This is a genomic window from Mycobacterium sp. BMJ-28 (assembly GCF_054404835.1).
Genome location: NZ_CM136783.1, coordinates 2,161,303 through 2,181,245, shown reverse-complemented (window position 1 = coordinate 2,181,245; position 19,943 = coordinate 2,161,303). Strand labels below are relative to the sequence as shown.

Here is a 19,943-nt window from a genome sequence, read left to right as displayed (position 1 = left end):
TCCCCGGCGACCGACGAGGTGGTCGCAGTCGAGGAACTGCGCCGGGTGCCGCGTCCCCATCCATGGCGGTGGGTGGTCAGTGTCGTCACGCTGCTCGTGGTGGCGCAGTTCATCCACGGATTGTTCACCAATCCGGGTTGGGGCTGGGCGACGTTCGCGCAGTACTTCACCGCCAAATCCGTGATCGCCGCGCTGTGGCTGACCATCCAGCTGACCTTCTGGGGCACGCTGATCGGCTTCACGCTCGGCATTCTGCTTGCCGCCGCGCGGCTTTCGCACAACCCTGTCCTACAGGTGATCTCGTGGTTCTACGTGTGGGCGTTCCGGTCGATACCGCTGATCGTGCAGCTGTTGTTCTGGTTCAACATCGGCTACCTGTACCAGACGTTGACCATCGGGGTCCCGTTCGGTCCCGCCGTCCACGAGTTCAACGTCAACAGCGTGATCAGCGGTTCGATGGCCGCGGTCATCGGGCTGGCACTGCACCAGGCCGCCTACTCGGCTGAGATAGTCCGGGCCGGCATCATCTCGATCGACGAGGGCCAGTCCGAAGCCGCAGCCGCGCTGGGCATCCCGAAGCGGCGGGAATTCGTCAAGATCATCCTCCCGCAAGCCATGCGCAGCATCCTGCCCAACGCCACCAACGAGGTCATCTCGCTGTTCAAGGGAACCTCGATCGTGTCGGTGATGGCGATCGCCGAACTGTTCTACCAGGTGCAGATCATCTACGGCCGCAGCGGACGCGTGGTGCCGATGCTCATGGTGGCGACCGTCTGGTACGTCGTGCTGACCGCCCTGCTCTCCGTCGTGCAGTACTACATCGAACGCCATTACGCCAAAGGCGCGCTCCGCAATCCGCCCCTGACACCACTACAACAGATACGTCGCAAGGTCTCGGACATCGCGCTCGCTCCCCGCGGTGCCACCCGGTGACCACCGTCGCCCCGCGCCGCCCGGCGATCGAAGCCCGAGGTGTCCGCAAGTCGTTCGGGCACCACGAAGTGCTCAAAGGTGTCGACCTGGTCGTCGCCCCAGGCGAGGTGGTGGCGATCCTCGGCCCCTCCGGCTCGGGCAAATCCACCCTGCTGCGCACGCTCAACCAGCTGGAGCGAATCGACGCCGGACTGGTCCGGGTGGACGGCGAGATCATCGGGTATCGCCTCAAGGGGCGTCGCCTGCAGGAACTCTCCAGCCGGGAAGTCCGGCGCCAACGCGCACACATCGGTTTCGTGTTCCAGAACTTCAACCTGTTCCCACACCTCACGGTGCTGGAGAACGTGATCGAGGCCCCGATTTCCGCACAGGGACGGGATCGCCGGGACGTGACCGCCGAGGCCCTGACGCTGCTCGACCGGGTAGGTGTCGGCGACAAAGCCCAGGAGTACCCGCGCCGTCTCTCCGGTGGGCAGCAGCAACGCGTCGCGATTGCCCGCGCACTGGCCCTGCACCCGAAGGTGATCCTCTTCGACGAACCCACCTCGGCGCTGGACCCGGAACTGGTCGGTGAGGTGCTCGACGTCATCCGCAGGCTCGCCGACGGCGGAACGACGTTGGTGATCGTCACCCATGAAGTCGGATTCGCCAGAGAAGTGGCTGACCGGGTCGTCTTCATGGACGACGGTGTGGTGGTCGAAGAAGGCACCCCGACAGACGTTTTCGACCACACCACGCATCCCCGCACCAGAGACTTCTTGTCCCACGTGCTCTGACCGAACGCGAGAAAGTAGCGCCGTGCACACCCGAACCCGACGACTGACCGCCGTGTCCCTGATCGCCGCCGCGCTGATGCTGACCTCGTGCAGCGAACCCGACTCCGGAAACTCGGTGACCGCCGACACCGGTCAGACCTTCGATCTCACCGCCCAGCAGTCGGGGCGGGTCAAGACCGAGAAGGTCGCCGAGATCGCCGCGCTGGTCCCCGAGGCCATCCGCGATCGCGGCACCATCCGGATCAGCGGATCGGTCGATTCGGTGCCGCCGCTGGACTTCTACGCCACCGACAACGCGACACCGATCGGCAGCGAAGTCGATTTCGCCTACCTCATCGGTGATGTGCTCGGCCTCAAGGTGGAGAGGTCGAGTTATGACTGGGCGCAGAACTTCGTCAAGATCGACTCCGGCGAGACCGACCTGTTCGTCTCCAACGTGACCGTCACCGAGGAGCGCAAAGAGAAGTACGACTTCGCCACCTACCGGCTGGACAACTTGGCGCTCGAGGTCCCGGTGACGTCGACCTGGCAGTACAAGGACCGTAAAGATCTGGCAGGCAAGCGGATCGGCGTGGACTCGGGCACCAACCAGGAACAGCTCCTCGTCGACTGGAACGCCCAGAACATCGCCGACGGGCTCAAGCCTGCCGACATCGCCTACTACCAGCACGCCTCCGATTACTACCTCGCGTTGTCCTCCGGACGGCTCGACGGTTACCTCGGGCCCAACCCCACCGCGGTCTACCACTCGGCGGCCTCCAAAGAGACAAAGATTCTGACCACCTTCTCCGGCGCCGGTGACAAACTGCAGGGTGAGATCGCCGTGCTCACCAAGAAGGACAACGGCTTGATCCGGGCCGTCGAGCAGGCCATCGACCACACCATCGAGAACGGGTCCTACCGCAAATGGCTGGACCGCTGGGGCCTCGGTGGCGAAGCGGTCAAGTCCTCTGTGATCAACCCTCCCGGTCTCCCGAAGACCTCCTGACTAGTCCAGGAGCTTCTCGAAGGGGTGCGGACCGATCTCTTCGGGCGGCAGGGACCGGTCGTAGAGCGCGGTGTATCCCGACGACAGATACAGCGCCACCGCCTCCGGCTGACGTGGCCCGGTGGTCAGATATATCCTGCGGTAACCACGTTCGCGCGCAATGCGTTCCAGCTCGGCCACCACGAGTTTTCCGTACCCGCGCTTGCGGTGCACCGATGACGTCCAGATCCGTTTCAGCTCGGCAGTGGTCTCGTCATAGCGGCGGAACGCGCCGCCGGCGACGGGTGTCTGACCGGACAGTGCGACGATCAACACACCGGCGGGTGGTGCGAACTCCTCGGCCGGATAGCCCCGCAGATCCCGATATTCGGCGCCGACCGACGTGCCATACCTGGTCCCGTACTCCCAGCCGAGCTCTTCGAGCAGCGGTACGGCCAGCGGGTCGTTCTGGTGCACGGCCGCGAACCTGATCGGCTCCAGTTGATCGCCTACCGCCGTCGTCATCTACCTACCCCTCGGTGTTCGGCAACGATCTCTCGGACGTTACAACGCACCTGGCCGCCGGATATTCGTCTAAAACCACCTTGGTTCAAACGCTTACGCCGGACCGCCATCGCCCGGGCGATACACACGGTCCAGTGAAATGGCGCGCTCCGCTTGTGGATACCAGCCCTGCGGAGCGTGTTGACCGGTGTGCAGATAGCACTGCACCCGCACCTGGCGGCTACCCGGAGTGAAGGTGAGTAGCCGGCTGACCGGCAACGTGGTGATCGGCATGTGGTGGCGACTCAGTGACGCCACGTTGAGGAACCAGGTCCCCCAGCGGTTTTCGATATGCGTCTTGCTGCCGTGATCATCGTCGGGGTGTGTGTGGGTGTGCCCGGCCAGCCAGAGCGCCACCCGCCCCGGGTTTTCGGCCAGGAACGACTCGAACAGGCCTGAATCCGGCCGGCTGTCCACCCAGTACAGGTAGGAAGCCGCGTTCGGGGTGCCGTGCTCGAACGGTCGGTGGTAGTGCTCGACCAGTTGCCCATCGGCGGTTCGGCGCACTCCTTCCCATTCACCCGAGGCCACCGTCGTGTCCTTGAGCACGTAATGGTGCACCGTGACGATGATGTCGTCCGGGTGATCGAGCACCATGTTCTTCCACCACCGGAACGTCTCGCCGGTGACGACTCCCCCCGGGTTGCCGCCCAGTGTTCCGCGGCCCAGACGCTGTGATGGCTCGTTTCGATCACTGAGCATCAGGAACAAGACATTTCCCACCCGGAACGCGTAATGCGACCAGACCCCCTGGACGGGGTACTGCCGGGCGGCGGGGTCGACACCGGAGAATTCGGTGTGCTCGCCGAGTGGGTCCACCCACTTTTGCCACCACCACGCCTCCGGCTCCCCCAAACCGCTGCGGTCATGGTTACCGCACACGCTGTAGACGTCTTCGCGCCGGTGCTTGCGCAGGCTCGCGAACTGGCTGCGCAGCTCCCGTCCCTCGGCGTCATCGGGTAGCTGATGGTGAGCGCCGGACATGTCACCGACATCGATCGCGATATCCCAATCGAATGCGGGTCCCCCTTCGGACCCACCGAACTCCGACTGCGAGATCGCCTCGGCGAGACTGCTTCTGCTGTACGCCCGGTCGGTACCGACGTGCGCGTCACCGAAGGCCCACAACCGCAGCGGGGGGTCCCGATCCTCGGTGCTCATAGATCGCCCTTCTGCGCCCGGGCGTCCACCAGCCCCCAACAGTCGCGGATACGCCGGTCGGCGAATCCGAAGACGGTGTCGACGACGACGCCGATCACCAAGATGACGATCATGATGGCGATCGCCGCGGGCATATCGGTCAGGTTCTGGGCATTCTCCAGCAGGATGCCGATCGATGCCGTGTCGGTCACCAGGACCACCAGCTCGCCGGCCATCAAACTCCGCCAGGCGAAGGCCCAACCTTGGCGCAGACCGCTGATGAACATCGGCAGTGACGCCGGCAGGATGACATGTCGATACAACGCAATACCGCGTAGTCCCATGGTCTGTGCCGCACGCATCAGCAGCGGCGGAATGTGGTCGATTCCGGCGATTACGCCAACAGCGATCGACGGCGCGGCACCGATCACGATGACGAACAGGATCGCCGAGGTCTGCAGGCCGAAGAAGATGATGGCGAACGGGAACCACGCGATGGCAGGCATGGTTTGCAAGCCGGTGATGATGGGTCCGAAAGCGCTGCGTGCCAGTGCACTGGCCGCGATGCACGCACCGACCAGGGCGCCGATCAACAGTGCCAGACCGAACCCCATGACGGCACGGCCCATGGTGGTCGAGATGGCCTCCCACAACAGCGGTTCGTTGAGCTGCTGCCAGAGGCTGGTGGCCACCGTCGCCGGGCTGGGCAAAACCACTGCCGACTTCCAGCCGCTGATATACAGCACCTGCCACACGCCGATCACCAGCGCAATCGCCAGCACCTTGGCGGCCAGTGATGCCAACGGGCCCCCGGGTCGGCGCCGATCCCGCAGTCGGCCCAATGGTCCACCGGCTCGGCTCGCCTCGGTGCCGACGGTGCTAGCGACCGCCATGGCCATCCCTTTCGTCCTGGAGAAAGGTGGTGATCCGCGCGGCGGCCGCGGCCACCGCGGCGGTGTTGATGTCTCGCGGACGGGGAATCGTCACCGGTACCTCCCGCTCGACGCGGCCGGGCCGGGAGCTGAGCACCACCACGCGGTCTGCCAGTCGCACCGCTTCTCGCACATTGTGCGTGACGAAGACGACGGTGATGCCCCGTGCCGCGACGATGGTCTCCAGTGCGTCATGCAGCCGGTCGCGGGTCATCGCGTCGAGCGCCCCGAAAGGCTCGTCCATCAGGAGGACATCGGCATCTTGAGCCAGCGCCCGGGCCAGGGCCACGCGCTGGCGCATACCACCGGACAGTTGATGTGGACGGGCACCGATGAATTCCGCCAAACCCACCGACGCCAGTAATTCTTCGGCGCGGGCGCGGCGCTGCCCCCTGGCCATCCCGCGGGCGCGCAGCGCCAGCTCGACGTTGCCGCCGGCCGTCAGCCACGGGAACAACGCCGGCTCCTGGAACATCAGCGCGACCCGGCCCTGTACGTCAAGGGCACCTGTGGAGGGCCGGTCGAGTCCGGCGATCATCGACAGCAGCGTGCTCTTGCCGCAGCCGGAAGTTCCGACGATGCAGACGAACTCGCCGCGCAGTACCGTCAGCGAAACCGCGTCCAGCGCGGTGATCACCGCATTGTCGGCTCGGTACTTTTTGGTGACATCGCGAAGCGACACTGCGCAGTCGTGCACCGGCGCCTCGTCAGGCACTGTCGTGGGCCCGAGCAGCTCGCCGGTCGCAGGTGACGGGCTCATGGCGCGATCGGTGATTTCCCTGCGGCCGCCAGCGCTCGGTTCAGCGGGCCGGGATCGAAGAGCCCGGTGATATCGAGCGGTTTGAGCAGGCCCACGGCGACGGCCTTGTCGACCTGATCGCGCAGCGACGCGACCCCGGGATCGTTGGTGAAGGTGGTCTCCTGGAACGAGGCGGTCAGGACGTCAGAATCGAGGCCCTTTCCCAGCGCCTTGGCCAAAGTAGTGTTGGCGGCCGCCGCGGCGGCGGCGGGATCGTCGGCGATCCGGTCGTTGGCGGCGACCTGCCCGGCCACCAATGCCGCGACCGTGTCGGGGTGGGCGTCGAGGAAGTCTCGGCGCACCACCAGCACGGTGATGGTGTTGGGATCGGACCACAGCCGGACGCCGCCGGCTTTGATCATCTGCACGTCAAAAGGCGCCGAGTCGATGGCACCGGCGATCTGGTCGGTGATGAACTGCTGCACGATCGCCGACTCCGGGCTGGTGGGCTTGATCGAAACATCCCCGCCGCCTTGGGTATTGGTTTTGAGCCCGGCACGGGCCAGCCAGTCCCGCAGGCTGACGTCCTGGGTGCCGCCGAGCGCAGGGTCAGCCACCGTTTTTCCGCGCAGGTCCTGAGCTGACCGGATGCCGGGTTTGACCACCAGCGAGGTGCCACCGCTGGCCGAACCCGACACGATCTTGATGGCATTGCCGCCGGATTTCTGCCAGGCGTTGAAGGCGGGATTCGGTCCCACATAGGCGGCGTCGAGTTGACCGGAGAGCAGCGCGGTGATCTCCTCGGTGCCCTGGCTGAACGGGTGGGTGACCAGGTTCACGCCCGGTCCGAGCTTCTGGGTGAACAGCCCGTCGTTGATGCCGACCAATGCGGAGGCATGCGTGATACGGGTGAGGTATCCCAAGCGCAACGGCAGTGCCGCCGTTGCGGCGCCGGTGTTCTGGTGGGAGCAGCCGGACAGCGCGACGGCGGTCACGGCGGCGGCAAGGGCGGCGGCCTTGACGATGAATCGGTGAGAGGGCACGGTTTTTCCTCGGTATCGAGCGGGGTGACGCCGGCAGGCGTCGGTGAGCGGGAGCGTCATTTGCGAACGACGCACGGCACGGTCGGGTCAGTTGTGCGATATCGCGCGGCAACCCGGACAGGCCGCACGGGTGGCCCGCTGCAGGTCGATGTGCAGACGCCGGGTCAGGTAGATGCCGCGGCGGCTCATCAGGTGGTGGCCCTTGTGCGAGTGACGAACAACGGGCTCGTCCACACCTGGTGGCCGTCGAACTGCCGGGCACGCAGATACGTGGCGCTGTCACCCTCGGGCAGCGCCAGATCGACGGTACCGGTGACGGTGGCCGGAAGGGCGTCCGGTTCTGCGATGCGCTCCAGTTGGATGCCGAGATTCAGGCCGCCGATGTGGTGGCGGGCATCCCCGTCAGCGATCAGCTGAGCCCCACTGACCGCGAACGTGGCGTGCAGACCGTCTTCTCGAACGGTCGTATCGATCTCGAAGAGCGCACCCGCGAGATCGCTGACCCGTACCACCACACCGATGTCCGAACCGTAGGTGGTGGTATCCCAGCGCACCCCCTGGCCTTCGGCGCGGATGCGCTGCTCGGGATGCGTTGCGGCCCAGGGTGTCACCGACTCCAGTGCCGATCCGGAGACCTGCAGGCCGCCGGACCAGCTGGCCCACCGATAGCGGTCGCGGTGGCGCGCCCCGCCCCACCGGATCCGCACCAGTTGTGCGGACAACCCCACCTCTGCGTGCAGATCACGGCGCCACACCTGACCGGAGCTGTCGTACAGCGCGACTTCGTCCCATCCGGTGGTCCCGTAAACGCCGTAGCCGGCCCGCAGTTCGGCCGCGGCGGTGTGGACGTCGTCGCCCATCCAGTGCTCGTCGCTGCGCAGCAGTGCAACGGCGCGGGCGCCGGTGGTGGCCCAGGTGCGGCGGGCGCGTAACCCACGGCCGACCTCGACCGCGCTGAGCGCCGGGGCCAGAACACCGGTCAGTCCCCCGACGCCGCCGAAGATGTTGGCGCCGGGGGCACCCGATCCGGGGCGACCACGATGTTCGTCACTGGCAGCGCTGACGCCGAGACGAAGTCCGCGAGCCAGCGCCTCTTCGAAGAACCACGGACTCGAACCCCAGCTGGAGTGGACTTCGATGAGCCGCTCCAGCTCGGGGTGATGCCAGTCCAGGATCGCCCGGCGGCCCCCTACGTGGGGGATGAGCAGATACGACTCCGGGTCCTGTTCGTGCGCCTCGTAGAGGCGGGTGATGGGCCACGTCTGCGGTACCGGGCTGGTACTGGCCATCCCCTGGTGCCACTGCAGGGAACGAGCAACGGTGGTGTCCGCACCGAGGAACACCACATTGTGGTCACCGCCCACCCCGGCCGTACCGCACCATTCCACGCCCGGGAAGCACACGAATTCGCCTTCCACAGACACCGCTCGGCAGGCGTCCACGACATCACCCCAGGCGTCGTCGGTGATCTGGAAATCGTTGGCGGTATAGCCCAGCACGTCCAGCCCGCCGATTTCGCGGCCGTATCGCAGGTTCCAGTCGGTGTCCTGAGTGCCCACCGTGTCGTTGGAGTGGACGTGCAGGTCGGCGAAACAGGCTCGGGCTCCCGGTAAGTCGTCGACCGTATCCAGAATCGCCCTGGCCCGGCCGAGCTCCCCCTGGTCGGTGTCGACGATCAGGTCGACGACGGCGGTCGACACCGGCACCGGCAACACCGCGGATGCCCAGCCGGTAGCCGGGGTGTACGCGCGGGCAACCTCGGCTCCCCCGATCACCGCGCGCACCGTCGCCGGGAGCTCGGTGCAGGTGTTGCCCCACCGATCGGCGATATGGGCACGCAGCGCCACGGCGCGGGTGTCGGCACGCACCACCCGCGGACCGTGCACCACGACGCTGTCGGGCCGGCCCGGCACCACGGCCATCCGCACCCCGGCAGCCCGCGCCATGCGCGACGTGCCCAGCGGGTCGACGAACAACAGCACTTCGAAGTCGTCTTCGACGAAGGTCTGCACGCGCGTCCCGGGGCCGCCGAACCGGCGATCACCGAACCGTATCTCGATGACGTCACCCGGACGCAGGAAACCGTCGGTGGCATGCACGAGCAGCGACTTCTGAAACGGCCGCTCGCCGCCTTTGACGTCGTAGCGTGTGGTCAATTTCTGGACCGTCGCCACGCCGTCTGGGGAGGCACCGCCGATCAGCGAGCGGCTGACCAACTCGGCCGTCGCATAGTCGCGTGCCCGGGGATCGGTGGTCTGCAGGTCCCAGTCGGAGTAGTACCGGAAACACAGCTTCAGCCATCCGCTGTCGGCGATCCCGGACGCGCCCACGGTGTAGGTGAACACCACCTCCGCGACCTCGCCGGCGACGAGTTCGGTGTGCGAGCAACGCAATTCGCCCAGGAACGGCAAGGCGTCCACTGCGGCGCTGACGGCATCACGAACACCGGGCACCGAACAGTCATTGGTGCGGAGGCCGGGCAGAGCGCGCACCGCTACGCGCGACGGCGCCACGGTGCCGGTCGGGTTCCCCGTCGGCGACATCCCACCATCTTCCAGGCTGCGTAACCTAGGAGTCCAGTACATAGATATGATGCGAACTATCACTTACAGTAATTAATGCAATGAATCTTCAGCAGCTGCGCTACGTCGTCGCCTTGGCCGACACCAGGAGCTTCACCCGTGCCGCCGAGGCGACCTTCGTCGTGCAGTCCGGATTGAGTCAGCAGGTACGGCGCCTCGAGGAAGAGTTGGGCGTGACGATGTTCGACCGGACCACCCGGTCGGTGACACCCACCCCGGCCGGAGAGGCCCTGCTACCACTGCTGCGGCAGGTCGTCGCCGGCGTCGATCGGATAAAGATCGACGCCCAGGCGCTCAGCGGCACCGTCACCGGGCGGCTCAATGTCGGGATGATGGAGATTCCGTCGCTGGGACTCGACGTCGCCACGTTGATGGCGACGTTTCACTCCCGGTACCCCGATGTCAGCGTCACCCTCCGCAGCGGCGGCAGCGACGTACTCGTCGACGCGGTCCGCGACCGCAAGCTCGACGTGGCGATCGTCGGCTCCTACAAGCCCGGCCCCGAAGAATCCTTGACCTACACCCACCTGTTCACCGAATCCCTGGTCGCGGTCATGCCTGCCGATCATCCCCTCGCCGCCAAAGCCTCGGTGTCCGTCACCGAATTGGCGGCCATACCGTTCATCGACTTCCCGGCGGGATACGGCCTGCGGCACGAGACCGATCGCGGATTCGCCGATGTCGAGCGACGGGTCGTCTTCGAAGTCACCCGCGTCGACGAGGTGATCCACTTCGTCCAGGCCAAGTTGGGCGTGGCGTTGCTCCCGGAATCGGTGGCACGAGGCCGTGCCGACACCGATCACCGCCTCGCGCTGCGGCCGGTCGATGGGAAGGACATGCATCGTCAGGTCCACCTCGTCACGCCGCGTCCACACCTGCGGTCGGCGGCCTGCCGAGCGTTCATCGGTTGTGTCGACGAGCACGTCGGCGCTGGAGCGTCACACCGTCCCTGACAGAACCGAGGACGGCCGTCGATCGCGGGTGAGCGGGTTCACGTCAGCAACGGCAGCCGCCACAACGACTGGCCCGGCTCCAGCATCCACAGTCGGCTGGCGTTGAACCGCACCAGACTCATCGACCCACCGATGAGCACCGCAGCCAATAGGGCACCGAGGGCCGCGGTCAGCAGCGACGCGGGCAACGCGCCGGGGTCCACAGTCGTGAGGTCGAACCAGGCGTCGCACAACAGCAGGACGCCGGTGGTGAAGGCGGGAAACACCAGCGCTTGCCGGTGCAGCCACGTCAGGACCGCGGTGGCCACCATGAACGCCACCAGTACGCTGTCGAAGCCGATCCAGGTCAGCGGCCAATTACGGACCGTGTAGTTCTGCGGCAGCGTGAATCCCAGATAGACGATCCAGGGAATCATGAAAACCGCGCCGCCGGTCATCAGGCCCAGGTGCGTCTGCCGCAGCGCCGACATGAAACCGCGCGGCCTGACCTCGGCCACCGGCCGCTCGAGACGGTGGATGAGCTCGCGGCGCTGCTGCGGTGTCAGCGCGCCGATCTGCGCATCCGAGAGCACGTCGTGTGTCGTCGCGTCCACGGGCAGATCACCTCCAGAATCACGTTCGTTCTCCGGTCGATAATGCCCTCAACCCCTGTGAGCTCGATGTGGCCAGAATTCGAAGGACAGCAGCACCACCAAAGAGCTCACCAGCCGTACCGCCGGGAACAACACGTAGCGGCGCGGACCCAGCGCATGGAACTTGCGCAGATACCGGTAGAGAGACTCCAGCTTGATCAGCGGGTCACCCAGCCTGATCAGCGAGTAGTACAGCCGCTGCAGTCCTGATCGGCTCTGCTCGTCGAACAGTTCAGGGAAAGCCGCGAACGCCAAGGACAACCGGCTCGCGCCGCGACCACGCCGGCCGGCCCGAGGGTCGCCAATCGGCGGCGATATGGTCGCGGGCGACCAAGTAAGCCACCGTTGCGTAGCCGACCGCCAGACCCACGGCCCCTACTCGGTGCGCCGCCCGATATGACGTGGCCACGAACAACTCCCGGCGATCGAGCGCCCCCTGCACACCGGTGCGTGCCGACGCTTGTGTGGGCATCGGTGCTCCCTTCCGTGGCTGCGCTCCGTTGACCGACGACATCGCCGCCACACCAGCAGGATGACGGAATCCCCGGTTTTGCCGACATGAAACTGGATTGCAATTCGGCACCAATCACGCGGGCACGACGAAGCCGACGCCGGCCGAGAAACTGGATCAACGGCCTAGGAAATCAGGCATCCTTGGGTGCGCTGGTGGTGCCAACACCCGCCCGGTATTTGCATCGCCAGCCCGGCCGGACCCGACTCACGAGGAGACACCATGCCCGACAGTCCGATCGATGTCGCTGAGACCTTCGTGGCACATTGGAACGCCAATCGTGTCGAAGAGGCCCTTGCCATGCTGTCCGAGGACATCCTGTACGACAACGTGCCATACCCCGACATCACCGGCCGAGAGGCCGTTCGCAATTTCCACCTCGACTTCGGAATGGGCACGACCTTCCGGGCGGACTGGAAGATCCTGAACATCTGCGCCGCCGGCAATGTCGTCCTCAATGAACGGGTCGACAATTTCCACCACTCCAGCGGCGCCGTGATCTCCCTGCCGGTCATGGGCACCCTGACCGTCGTCGACGGGAAGATCACCGTCTGGCGGGATTACTTCGACTCCGCTGCGATGGAGCGCCAGCTCGACCAGCTGCGAGGGTAGTCCCACGCCGGTGGTCCGTCGGCGCGCCAAGAATCAACCAAGCCATCGGGCGCATGCGTCAGCAGCCAGTGGCGCACGGTCAGGCGAGGCCTTCTCCGTGAGGGGCGTCGCCCTCTGAGCCGGTCGGCGCGGCGGGCGCCTTGACCGCCTCCACGCACACGGTGACGTCGACGGTGTCTCCGAGCATCGGGCCGCCTCCGGCCAGCACGGGAGTGTCGGTCAGGACGCCGAAATCACTACGCTTCAGTGTGATCACGCCTTCGAACCCGGCGACCTCACCGTGACCCATGCCGGCGCTCACGCCGAGAAATGAGAACGCCAGTGGTAGGCGTTTGGTGATTCCGCGCAGGGTGAAGTCGATCAGGAGCACCCTGTCGTTCTGCCCGGTGCCGTGCATGTCGACCGAAACGAGGGTCGCGGTGGGAAACTCGTCGGCGGCGAAGATGTCGGGTGCCCGCAGATGCTCGTCGCGGGTTGGGTTGCCGGTATCCACCGACCCGACCGCGATGGTGGCCGCAATGCTCGGAGTTCCGTTCTCGGGCATCGTGATAGCCCCGGAGAAGTCGCCGAACCGCCCACGTACCCTGCCGACCATCAGGTGGCGAACCGAGAACGTGATGGACGAGTGGACGGGGTCGATCGTCCACGTGCCGGGGGCGAGATCCCGTCCAACCGCCGCCGTCTGCTGAATGCTCTTCTCGAGCTCGGACGGAAGCTCGTAGAGTTCGCGCAGGACCAGGGCGTTGCGGGCTTGGATGAGCGCGCCGCCCTCATCGAGACGTCCGAGTTCGATTGGGGCGAAGCCGAGATCGGTGCACAGTTCGGCTACCGCCGCGCTTGCCGTGGCATCGTTGCTGGCCACGAAGACCACCCGTTTCCCGAATTCGGGCGGGCGCTTCTCGGCGAGCTGCCTGGCTGCGGTTTGGTTGAACGACTTGACCACCGAGGCGCCCGGAAACGCCTCGGCGTTGTATTCGGTCGACAGGCGCCCGCCGAGGATTTGCTCGGAATCGGGTACCAGAAACGCGTTCGTCGCGTCGACCACGATCTTGCCCGACCAGTCTGCCCGGCGCCCACCCAACTCGCGGACCCGGAGGAACGGAATGGCCAAGATGATCACGTCCGCATCCAGGGCCGTGTCGAGGGCGGCCGGCATGATCGAGGCGGACATTGCGGTGACGTCGATGGTCTCCGGACCTCGCGTGTTGGCCCAGAGTGCTGGGACCCGGTGCTCGGAGAACCGTTGCGCCAGAACCGTGCCAACGGCGCCGGTGCCCACGACGGCGTACTTCAGAGCGCTGCTCATCGCACAATCTCCGCGATCCGCGCGGCCGCGACGAAGATCGCCAGCGCCAGGAACACGGCGTTCACCGGCCACTGCTTGTACTCCGCGCGTCGACCGTGGAACACCGCGGCGCCCACCTGCAGAAGCGCAAGCCCCACGGCAGCGGCAGGCGTCAAAATCGGCGCAATGCCGGTGAGCCACGGCAGGATCAAACCGAGAGCGCCGGCCACCTCGACGCCGCCGATGAGCTTGATCGACGTCGCCGACAACGCCTCAGCGGCGCCGGCCGTGGAGGGGTTCTCCGCCAGGCGCTCCTTGGACTTCACCAGTTTCGCGCCACCGATGAAAAGATATGCGGCGGCGAGTAATCCGGACGCGATCCATACCGCGATGTTCACGTGAGCTCCTCGAAGACGTGTGCGTACGAACGGGTTGGCCCGACCGGTTGCGCGTGCGGATTGCACATCCACGCCGATAGGTCAATTGGTTGATGCTTCTACTAAGCTAGCTCGTATTAACGTGATGCGTCAACTAAATGATCGCACCAGATGCACTGCCCCGTGATGCGGAGTGCCACCACGGAGCCGACTCCGGCCGGCGGCTCACGTTCAATGGTCGACGATGGAACTATCCTTCAGACGCAGGAGGAGGTCCGGATGACAGCTGTGCGATGGGACACCGTCAGGTCGTCGCCATGACGCGCCCCAAGCGTGATCGTCGTCGACACGAAACGGTCTGGCTCGACGACGATCAGCAGCGTGCGTGGCGTCAGGTCCTGTCGATGATCATGGAGCTTCCGGCGGCCCTGGAAAGCGACCTGCAGCGCACCACCGGACTGACGACGTTCGAGTACCTGGTGTTGGCGAATCTGTCGGAAGCCGATGACAGGACACTGCGGATGTCGGAGCTCGCCGCCCGTGCCAACTCGTCGTTGTCGCGGTTATCGCACGTAGTCAGGCGCCTCGCGGCCGACGGGTTGGTGATCAAGCGTGTCTGCGCCGATGACGCCAGGGTGAGCGTGGTCGAGCTCACGAAGGCCGGAATGAGGCGGGTCGCCGCCGCGGCTCCGTTGCACGTCGCGAAGGTGCGCGAACTGGTGGTGGAACCGTTGACGAAGACGGACCTGATCAAGCTCGGCAGAGCGGCCCAGGCCATCACCGACCGGATCGCCGAGTCTGATTGATTGCGGCCAGGAATCACTCATCGGCGGACCACCGCGACAGGTCGCGACCGGCGTGCGCTTCCAACACATCGATTGCCCTGCGCCTCACGCAGACGACCCCGTGCTCCCCTACTCTCACTTTCATGTCATCTCTGACATCGCGACACTGAGACGACGACACTGCGTTCGAGAACTGACATTCATTGTCGATTCCCAGATCCGATGTCATATGGCACGCCCCCCAACCTGCGACTGAACTAGGCGTGTCTCACGGATGTCATACATGATCTGTCTCAAATCGGTGTCACTTTTCGATCGCGCTGCACTAACGTGTTTGGCGGCTCGTACGACCTTCCTTCACCGCACCACCGAGGTGTACGTGGAGGTTCGCCATTCGTTATGTGACACCAATTGGCGGTGTCGCTGCGGAGATTTCAGCCTCTTCACCGCCTTTTTCTTCTGCTCCAACAGGAGTGTGGGCAAGTTGATCGACTCCCGAAGGGAGTCACCACTCCCGGTGGCCGCGGCGGATTACGCCATGGTGTTGCGCTCAGCCGCCGCGGCGTTCGTTTCATTCGGGAACAGCCAGTTCAGGCCGCAAAAGTTCGTCCAAGCGTTATCACACAACGGGTTACACTTGCTCGACGGGTTGCGTCGGCGTGTACGGTGGCAGCACCGCCACGACGTCGTTCTTCGTCCTTCTGCAACGCTGCGTTGTTGCCCGGCGACGTTCTTCGGCAAGATCGCCCCGATCTAGTGCGAACTGCTCCGAGCACTCGTTCGCGACCGCGGCCTGAAAATCGCATGCCGCGAGTCAGCTGAACTCGGGGCACTCGCTGCATAACTCGCGCAAGTGTCACGGGCGTGGGCGCCGGATGTTGACTAGCATGAGCGAGATTGATCTCGGCGCTCAGTCGCCACGGGTGAATCGCAGTGAGGTGGGTGAGAGCGTGCCTTTACCGACAGGGACGGTGACGTTGCTGCTTGCCGACGTCGAGGGATCGACAGGCTTGTGGGAGATCCATTCCGATGAGATGGCGGCCGCGGCCGGGCTGCTGGAGCGCACGGTGCGTGAGGTGATCGGTCCCCGCGGCGGGGTAAGGCCGGTCGAACAGGGTGAAGGTGACGGCTTCGTGGTCGCCTTCGCCCGTGCCTCCGACGCTGTGGTGTGCGCGGTGGAGCTGCAGCGGGCTTCGTTGGCGCCGATCCGGCTGCGTATCGGCGTGCACACCGGTGAGGTGCAGTTGCGCGATGAGGGCAATTACATGGGTTCGACGATGAACCGGGCGGCGCGGCTGCGTGATCTCGCGCATGGTGGTCAGACGGTGTTATCGGGCACTGCCGGCGATCTGGTCTCCGACCGGCTCTCGCCCGACACGTGGTTGATCGATCTGGGCATCCACCGGCTTCATGGCCTGCCACGCCCCGAACGGGTGATGCAGTTATGTCATTCCGGGCTTCCCAACGAATTCCCGCCGCTGCGCACGACTGCCGGTGCCCTCCAGTACCTTCCGGTACAGCTCACCAGTTTCGTGGGCCGTGAAGCTGAGGTGGCCGAGGTGCGCCACATTGTGGCCGATAACCGGCTGGTAACCCTGACCGGGGCCGGCGGTGCGGGCAAGACACGCCTGGCGGTGCAGATCGCTGCCCGGACGGCCGGTGAGTACGGCGATGGTGTGTGGTTCGTCGACTTCGCGCCGATCACCGACCCCGAGGTGGTGCCCGTCACGCTGGCGCGCGCTCTGGGCTTGTCTGATCAGCCAGGCCGCTCGACGATGGACACCATCACCGGCTTCATCGCCGACCGCCGAATGTTGCTGGTGCTGGACAACTGTGAGCACCTGATCGATGCTTGCGCCGTCCTGGTTGTGGAGCTCTTGAGTACCTGCGGGGTGTTGACGCTGCTGGCCACCAGCCGTGAGCGGATCGGAGTGCCCGCCGAGGTGACCTGGCAGGTCCCTTCGTTGTCGCTGGCCGACGAGGCCATCGAGCTGTTCATTGACCGGGCCCATCGGGTTCGACCTGATTTCCGCCTCACCGACGACAATGCCGCCGCCGTGACCGAAATCTGCCGACGCCTTGATGGGATGCCGCTAGCGATCGAGCTTGCGGCAGCGCGGATGCGGGCTTTGTCTGCGACCGAACTTCTTGACAGCCTGCACGATCGCTTCCGGGTGTTGACCAGCGGTGGGCGTACCGCGGTGCATCGCCAGCAGACCCTGCGGGCCTCAGTCGATTGGTCACACGCACTGTTGACCGAGCCCGAACGCGTCTTGTTCCGCCGACTGGCAGTGTTCATGGGCAGCTTTGACCTCGACGCAGCGCAATTCGTGTGCGGCGACCACGAAGTGCAGCGCCATCAGGTGCTCGACCAGCTCACCCTGCTCATCGACAAATCACTCGTCGTGGCCGAAAACATCAGTGCCCGAACGCGATACCGCCTGCTGGAAACAGTACGACAATACGCACACGAAAGACTGAGCGAGTCCGACGAGGCCGACACCATCCGCACCCGCCACCGCAACCACTACTCGGCGATGGCCGCCCTGCTCGAGGGCGCAGCCCGAGCCGACCACGAACTGCGCCTGGCGCGCGCCGAAACCGAGATCGACAACCTGCGTGCCGCGTTCGCCTGGTGCCGGGAGAATTCCGACTTCGAGCTCGCACTGCAGCTCGTATCCTCGCTGCAGCCGTTGTGGCAAGAACGGAACCGCATCCAAGAAGGACTGGCGTGGTTCGACGCCCTCCTCGGCGACGAGACCGCACATCAGCCGGCCGTACCGGCTGAGCTGCGAGCGCGGGCGCTGGCCGACAAAACCATGCTCGATGGCCTTCTCGCCGCCGCCCACAGCATGAGTCAGGCCGAAGAAGCCGTGGCCATCGCACGGGGCACTGGCGACCCGGCCCTGCTGGCCCGGGCGCTGACCGCCTGCGGCATCGTCGCCGCCTACCACCCCGAACTTGCGGGGCGCTGCCTCGCCGAGGCGAATGCCCTCGCCCGGGCTCTAGGCGACCAAGCAATGTTGGGTCAGATCCTCAACTTTCAAGCCTACGGCGGGTACATCGTAGGTGACCCGATCGCGGCGCGCGCTGCCGGTGAAGAGGGACGCGACCTCGCCGAGGCGATCGGTGACCGACCAAGCTCGCGGCGCTGTCGCTGGACCATCAGCTTGGCCCAGTGGATGCAGGGCGAGCTCGCCGGAGCCCTCACGCAGCTGCGGGACGTGGTTGCTGAGGCCGATGCCGACAAAGACGAGCACGGGAGAACAATGGCCTTGCCCGTTCAAGCCCAGGTTCTGGCGTACTACGGTGACACGCCGGCGGCGCGTGCCGCAGCCAACGCGGCGATCGAGGCCTCCGCGCTCGGCGGATTCCTCGAGGGCTTTAGCCATGCGGCGCTGGCGACCGCGACGCTGGCCGCCGGGGACCTCACCGCTGCGGCCAAGGCCAGTGAGGCGGCCTCGCCGTGGCTCAATGCCCAGCAAGCGCTGGTGCAAGTGAACCCACGAGCGCAGATTGCGCTGGCCCGCGGCGACCTCGTCGCGGCCCGCCGCTGGGCCGACGATGCCGTCTCGACGATGAAAGGCTGGCACTTAGCGGTGGCACTGACGACACGTGCACGCGTTGCGCTCGCCCAAGGTGACTCAGAGCAGGCTGATCGCGACGCCCACCAGGCGCTTGCCTGCGCTACCGACGTCAAGGCGCATCAAGCTCTCCCCGATATTCTCGACTGCCTAGCCGCACTCGCCGGTGCCGCCGACAGCCATCGCGAAGCGGCGCGGTTATTCGGCGCGGCGAACACACTACGGGAACGCACCGGCGCAGTCCGATTCAAGATCTATGATGACGACTACGCAGACTCAGTCACGGCACTGCGTAATGCCTTGGGCGAAACCGACTTCGAGTCCGCATGGGCCGACGGCGCAGAACTGTCCACAGACGAAGCGATCGCCTACGCCCAGCGCGGTCGCGGCGAACGCAAACGACCCACCAACGGATGGGCATCGCTGACCCCCACCGAACGTGACGTCGTGCGGCTGGTCAGCGAAGGGCTCACCAACAAGGACATCGCCACACGGCTCTTCATCTCACCACGCACGGTGCAAACCCACCTAACCCACGTCTACACGAAGCTCGAGCTGACCTCGCGGGTACAACTGGCCCAAGAAGCAGCCCGCCACCCCTGACGAGCGCTGGGACCGTCGCCTTCACGCCGGACGACATACGGGTAGATGCCGACTTCGTCTCCGCCGCACGGCGCGGACGTAAACCCGAGGCACACTTCCGGTTCGCCGGTCCATGCCGCCGAGCAGCGTGTGCGCAGTGGAGTGGTGAACGCTGCGGAGTCATCGATACATTGATGAATCAAGTTAGCAGTACCGAGATCGCCACTAATCCCGCCTTGTCCGACTGCGCAATTCGCCCCCGTTGCCGCTGGTTTCATCAAGAGCGCGCAGACGCTTGTCGTCTTTGCAAATTCGTGGTCACGGCGGTCGACGACGACGCGCATTCGCCCTAAGGCCCCCGCCCAACCAGTGCTCTCGTTGGGTGAGCGAAAGCTGAGAACAACATGGTCAAGGCGATAGATTCTGCAAAGGGTTTGCGCGGACACAGTTCTGATGACTGATGAGACTTCGTAGACTGTGGCAGGTGGTGCCCCGCAATGCGCGGCGAGTCCGCATTTTTGAGTCCACCCGGTTCTAGCGTCGGACTGTCTTATCCCGGCGTTCAGTTGACTCACGGGGTGTGAACTTCAAGCCGTGGTTGTTGAACGCAAGACCAAAGTCAAGAAGCTGCTGCGGCTTCCTAGCCTCAGATAGTCCTTCAGTGTTGCATTGACTAGAACCCACCCAGTCCCGACTGGCCGGGTCTTCAACCGTCGTCGACATCTTCTCCTGCTCTGGGTCCGATTTAGGACCCTTCGTGCTCGAACGTACGACCCTTGCGCGTCGGATCTACGCGTTCTGGCTGACGATCTTGCACCCCGAGAACCAGATCCTGATTCAGGAGCATCGTGCCCTGGACGTCAAGTCGATGGCGAGATGCCCTCGTTGGCATCGAAAGCCCCTACGCAACAGAGTCAAAACCACGGCAGAGCATACGGAAGAAGGC

General features: G+C 65.3%; 17 protein-coding genes and 1 pseudogene. 7 read left to right on the top strand and 11 right to left on the bottom strand.

Annotation, left to right across the window (positions count from 1 at the left end; translation table 11 throughout):
* Positions 1 to 18 precede the first annotated feature (18 nt).
* The 3 genes from ACXPWS_RS10780 (at position 19) to ACXPWS_RS10770 (ending at position 2,697) form a co-directional block, all read left to right on the top strand.
* Complete coding sequence (locus ACXPWS_RS10780; protein WP_458713491.1) at positions 19 to 933, top strand: amino acid ABC transporter permease; 915 nt, start codon at positions 19 to 21, stop codon at positions 931 to 933.
* Complete coding sequence (locus ACXPWS_RS10775; protein WP_458712417.1) at positions 930 to 1,709, top strand: amino acid ABC transporter ATP-binding protein; 780 nt, start codon at positions 930 to 932, stop codon at positions 1,707 to 1,709. The genes ACXPWS_RS10780 and ACXPWS_RS10775 overlap by 4 nt, the downstream gene beginning before the upstream one ends.
* 76 nt (positions 1,710 to 1,785) lie before the next feature.
* Positions 1,786 to 2,697: a transporter substrate-binding domain-containing protein gene (locus tag ACXPWS_RS10770; protein ID WP_458713490.1), complete on the top strand. Its 912-nt coding sequence runs from the start codon at positions 1,786 to 1,788 to the stop codon at positions 2,695 to 2,697.
* Here ACXPWS_RS10770 and ACXPWS_RS10765 read toward each other — a convergent pair whose 3' ends face one another.
* The 6 genes from ACXPWS_RS10765 to ACXPWS_RS10740 form a co-directional block, all read right to left on the bottom strand.
* Entirely contained in the window at positions 2,698 to 3,201 is a 504-nt protein-coding gene (locus ACXPWS_RS10765) for a GNAT family N-acetyltransferase (protein ID WP_458712416.1), read from the bottom strand.
* Between the two features lie 93 nt (positions 3,202 to 3,294).
* Positions 3,295 to 4,401, bottom strand: a complete 1,107-nt coding sequence (locus tag ACXPWS_RS10760) for a hypothetical protein (protein WP_458712415.1) — start codon at positions 4,399 to 4,401, stop codon at positions 3,295 to 3,297.
* A complete protein-coding gene (locus ACXPWS_RS10755) occupies positions 4,398 to 5,273 on the bottom strand; it encodes an ABC transporter permease (RefSeq protein WP_458712414.1) in 876 nt (291 codons plus the stop codon). Before ACXPWS_RS10755 ends, ACXPWS_RS10760 begins: the two co-directional genes overlap by 4 nt.
* On the bottom strand, positions 5,260 to 5,994 hold the full coding sequence (locus tag ACXPWS_RS10750; protein WP_458713489.1) for an ABC transporter ATP-binding protein: 735 nt from the start codon (positions 5,992 to 5,994) through the stop codon (positions 5,260 to 5,262). Before ACXPWS_RS10750 ends, ACXPWS_RS10755 begins: the two co-directional genes overlap by 14 nt.
* A gap of 74 nt (positions 5,995 to 6,068) precedes the next feature.
* Positions 6,069 to 7,094, bottom strand: a complete 1,026-nt coding sequence (locus ACXPWS_RS10745; protein ID WP_458712413.1) for an ABC transporter substrate-binding protein — start codon at positions 7,092 to 7,094, stop codon at positions 6,069 to 6,071.
* A gap of 188 nt (positions 7,095 to 7,282) precedes the next feature.
* Positions 7,283 to 9,637: a hypothetical protein gene (locus ACXPWS_RS10740; RefSeq protein WP_458712412.1), complete on the bottom strand. Its 2,355-nt coding sequence runs from the start codon at positions 9,635 to 9,637 to the stop codon at positions 7,283 to 7,285.
* An 80-nt stretch (positions 9,638 to 9,717) separates the two neighbouring features.
* On the opposite strand from ACXPWS_RS10740, the gene ACXPWS_RS10735 reads away from it, so the two are divergent.
* On the top strand, positions 9,718 to 10,629 hold the full coding sequence (locus ACXPWS_RS10735; protein WP_458712411.1) for a LysR family transcriptional regulator: 912 nt from the start codon (positions 9,718 to 9,720) through the stop codon (positions 10,627 to 10,629).
* Positions 10,630 to 10,667: 38 nt separating this feature from the next.
* Here the strand turns inward: ACXPWS_RS10735 and ACXPWS_RS10730 are convergent, their stop codons facing one another.
* The 3 genes and pseudogenes from ACXPWS_RS10730 to ACXPWS_RS10720 all read right to left on the bottom strand — a co-directional run bounded on the left by ACXPWS_RS10730 (position 10,668) and on the right by ACXPWS_RS10720 (position 11,733).
* Positions 10,668 to 11,222, bottom strand: a complete 555-nt coding sequence (locus tag ACXPWS_RS10730) for a hypothetical protein (protein ID WP_458712410.1) — start codon at positions 11,220 to 11,222, stop codon at positions 10,668 to 10,670.
* 48 nt (positions 11,223 to 11,270) lie between these two features.
* Positions 11,271 to 11,543: pseudogene (locus ACXPWS_RS10725) on the bottom strand (phosphatidylglycerol lysyltransferase domain-containing protein); the annotation flags it as partial.
* Positions 11,494 to 11,733 carry a hypothetical protein gene (locus ACXPWS_RS10720; RefSeq protein WP_458712409.1) on the bottom strand — a complete coding sequence of 80 codons (240 nt, stop codon included), beginning with the start codon at positions 11,731 to 11,733 and terminating at the stop codon, positions 11,494 to 11,496. The pseudogene ACXPWS_RS10725 and the gene ACXPWS_RS10720, both read right to left, overlap by 50 nt.
* A gap of 261 nt (positions 11,734 to 11,994) precedes the next feature.
* On the opposite strand from ACXPWS_RS10720, the gene ACXPWS_RS10715 reads away from it, so the two are divergent.
* Entirely contained in the window at positions 11,995 to 12,384 is a 390-nt protein-coding gene (locus ACXPWS_RS10715) for a limonene-1,2-epoxide hydrolase family protein (RefSeq protein WP_458712408.1), read from the top strand.
* A gap of 79 nt (positions 12,385 to 12,463) precedes the next feature.
* Here the strand turns inward: ACXPWS_RS10715 and ACXPWS_RS10710 are convergent, their stop codons facing one another.
* Both ACXPWS_RS10710 and ACXPWS_RS10705 read right to left on the bottom strand, forming a co-directional pair.
* Positions 12,464 to 13,690 carry a YceI family protein gene (locus tag ACXPWS_RS10710; RefSeq protein ID WP_458712407.1) on the bottom strand — a complete coding sequence of 409 codons (1,227 nt, stop codon included), beginning with the start codon at positions 13,688 to 13,690 and terminating at the stop codon, positions 12,464 to 12,466.
* Complete coding sequence (locus ACXPWS_RS10705) at positions 13,687 to 14,067, bottom strand: DoxX family protein (RefSeq protein ID WP_458712406.1); 381 nt, start codon at positions 14,065 to 14,067, stop codon at positions 13,687 to 13,689. Before ACXPWS_RS10705 ends, ACXPWS_RS10710 begins: the two co-directional genes overlap by 4 nt.
* Before the next feature lie 296 nt (positions 14,068 to 14,363).
* Here ACXPWS_RS10705 and ACXPWS_RS10700 point away from each other — a divergent pair, with 296 nt between their 5' ends.
* Both ACXPWS_RS10700 and ACXPWS_RS10695 read left to right on the top strand, forming a co-directional pair.
* Positions 14,364 to 14,852: a MarR family winged helix-turn-helix transcriptional regulator gene (locus tag ACXPWS_RS10700; RefSeq protein ID WP_458712405.1), complete on the top strand. Its 489-nt coding sequence runs from the start codon at positions 14,364 to 14,366 to the stop codon at positions 14,850 to 14,852.
* Between the two features lie 854 nt (positions 14,853 to 15,706).
* Positions 15,707 to 19,018 (top strand): helix-turn-helix transcriptional regulator, encoded by a 3,312-nt coding sequence (locus ACXPWS_RS10695; RefSeq protein ID WP_458712404.1) that lies wholly within the window; start codon positions 15,707 to 15,709, stop codon positions 19,016 to 19,018.
* The last annotated feature ends 925 nt before the right edge of the window (positions 19,019 to 19,943 follow it).

Excerpts from the sequence above, each read along its gene's own strand:
- ACXPWS_RS10735 (WP_458712411.1), top strand. The coding sequence starts at position 9,718 with ATGAATCTTCAGCAGCTGCGCTACGTCGTCGCCTTGGCCGACACCAGG.
- ACXPWS_RS10760 (WP_458712415.1), bottom strand. The coding sequence starts at position 4,401 with ATGAGCACCGAGGATCGGGACCCCCCGCTGCGGTTGTGGGCCTTCGGT.
- ACXPWS_RS10710 (WP_458712407.1), bottom strand. The coding sequence starts at position 13,690 with ATGAGCAGCGCTCTGAAGTACGCCGTCGTGGGCACCGGCGCCGTTGGC.
- ACXPWS_RS10740 (WP_458712412.1), bottom strand. The coding sequence starts at position 9,637 with ATGTCGCCGACGGGGAACCCGACCGGCACCGTGGCGCCGTCGCGCGTA.
- ACXPWS_RS10770 (WP_458713490.1), top strand. The coding sequence starts at position 1,786 with ATGCTGACCTCGTGCAGCGAACCCGACTCCGGAAACTCGGTGACCGCC.
- ACXPWS_RS10695 (WP_458712404.1), top strand. The coding sequence starts at position 15,707 with ATGTTGACTAGCATGAGCGAGATTGATCTCGGCGCTCAGTCGCCACGG.
- ACXPWS_RS10700 (WP_458712405.1), top strand. The coding sequence starts at position 14,364 with ATGACGCGCCCCAAGCGTGATCGTCGTCGACACGAAACGGTCTGGCTC.
- ACXPWS_RS10720 (WP_458712409.1), bottom strand. The coding sequence starts at position 11,733 with ATGCCCACACAAGCGTCGGCACGCACCGGTGTGCAGGGGGCGCTCGAT.
- ACXPWS_RS10765 (WP_458712416.1), bottom strand. The coding sequence starts at position 3,201 with ATGACGACGGCGGTAGGCGATCAACTGGAGCCGATCAGGTTCGCGGCC.
- ACXPWS_RS10715 (WP_458712408.1), top strand. The coding sequence starts at position 11,995 with ATGCCCGACAGTCCGATCGATGTCGCTGAGACCTTCGTGGCACATTGG.
- ACXPWS_RS10755 (WP_458712414.1), bottom strand. The coding sequence starts at position 5,273 with ATGGCGGTCGCTAGCACCGTCGGCACCGAGGCGAGCCGAGCCGGTGGA.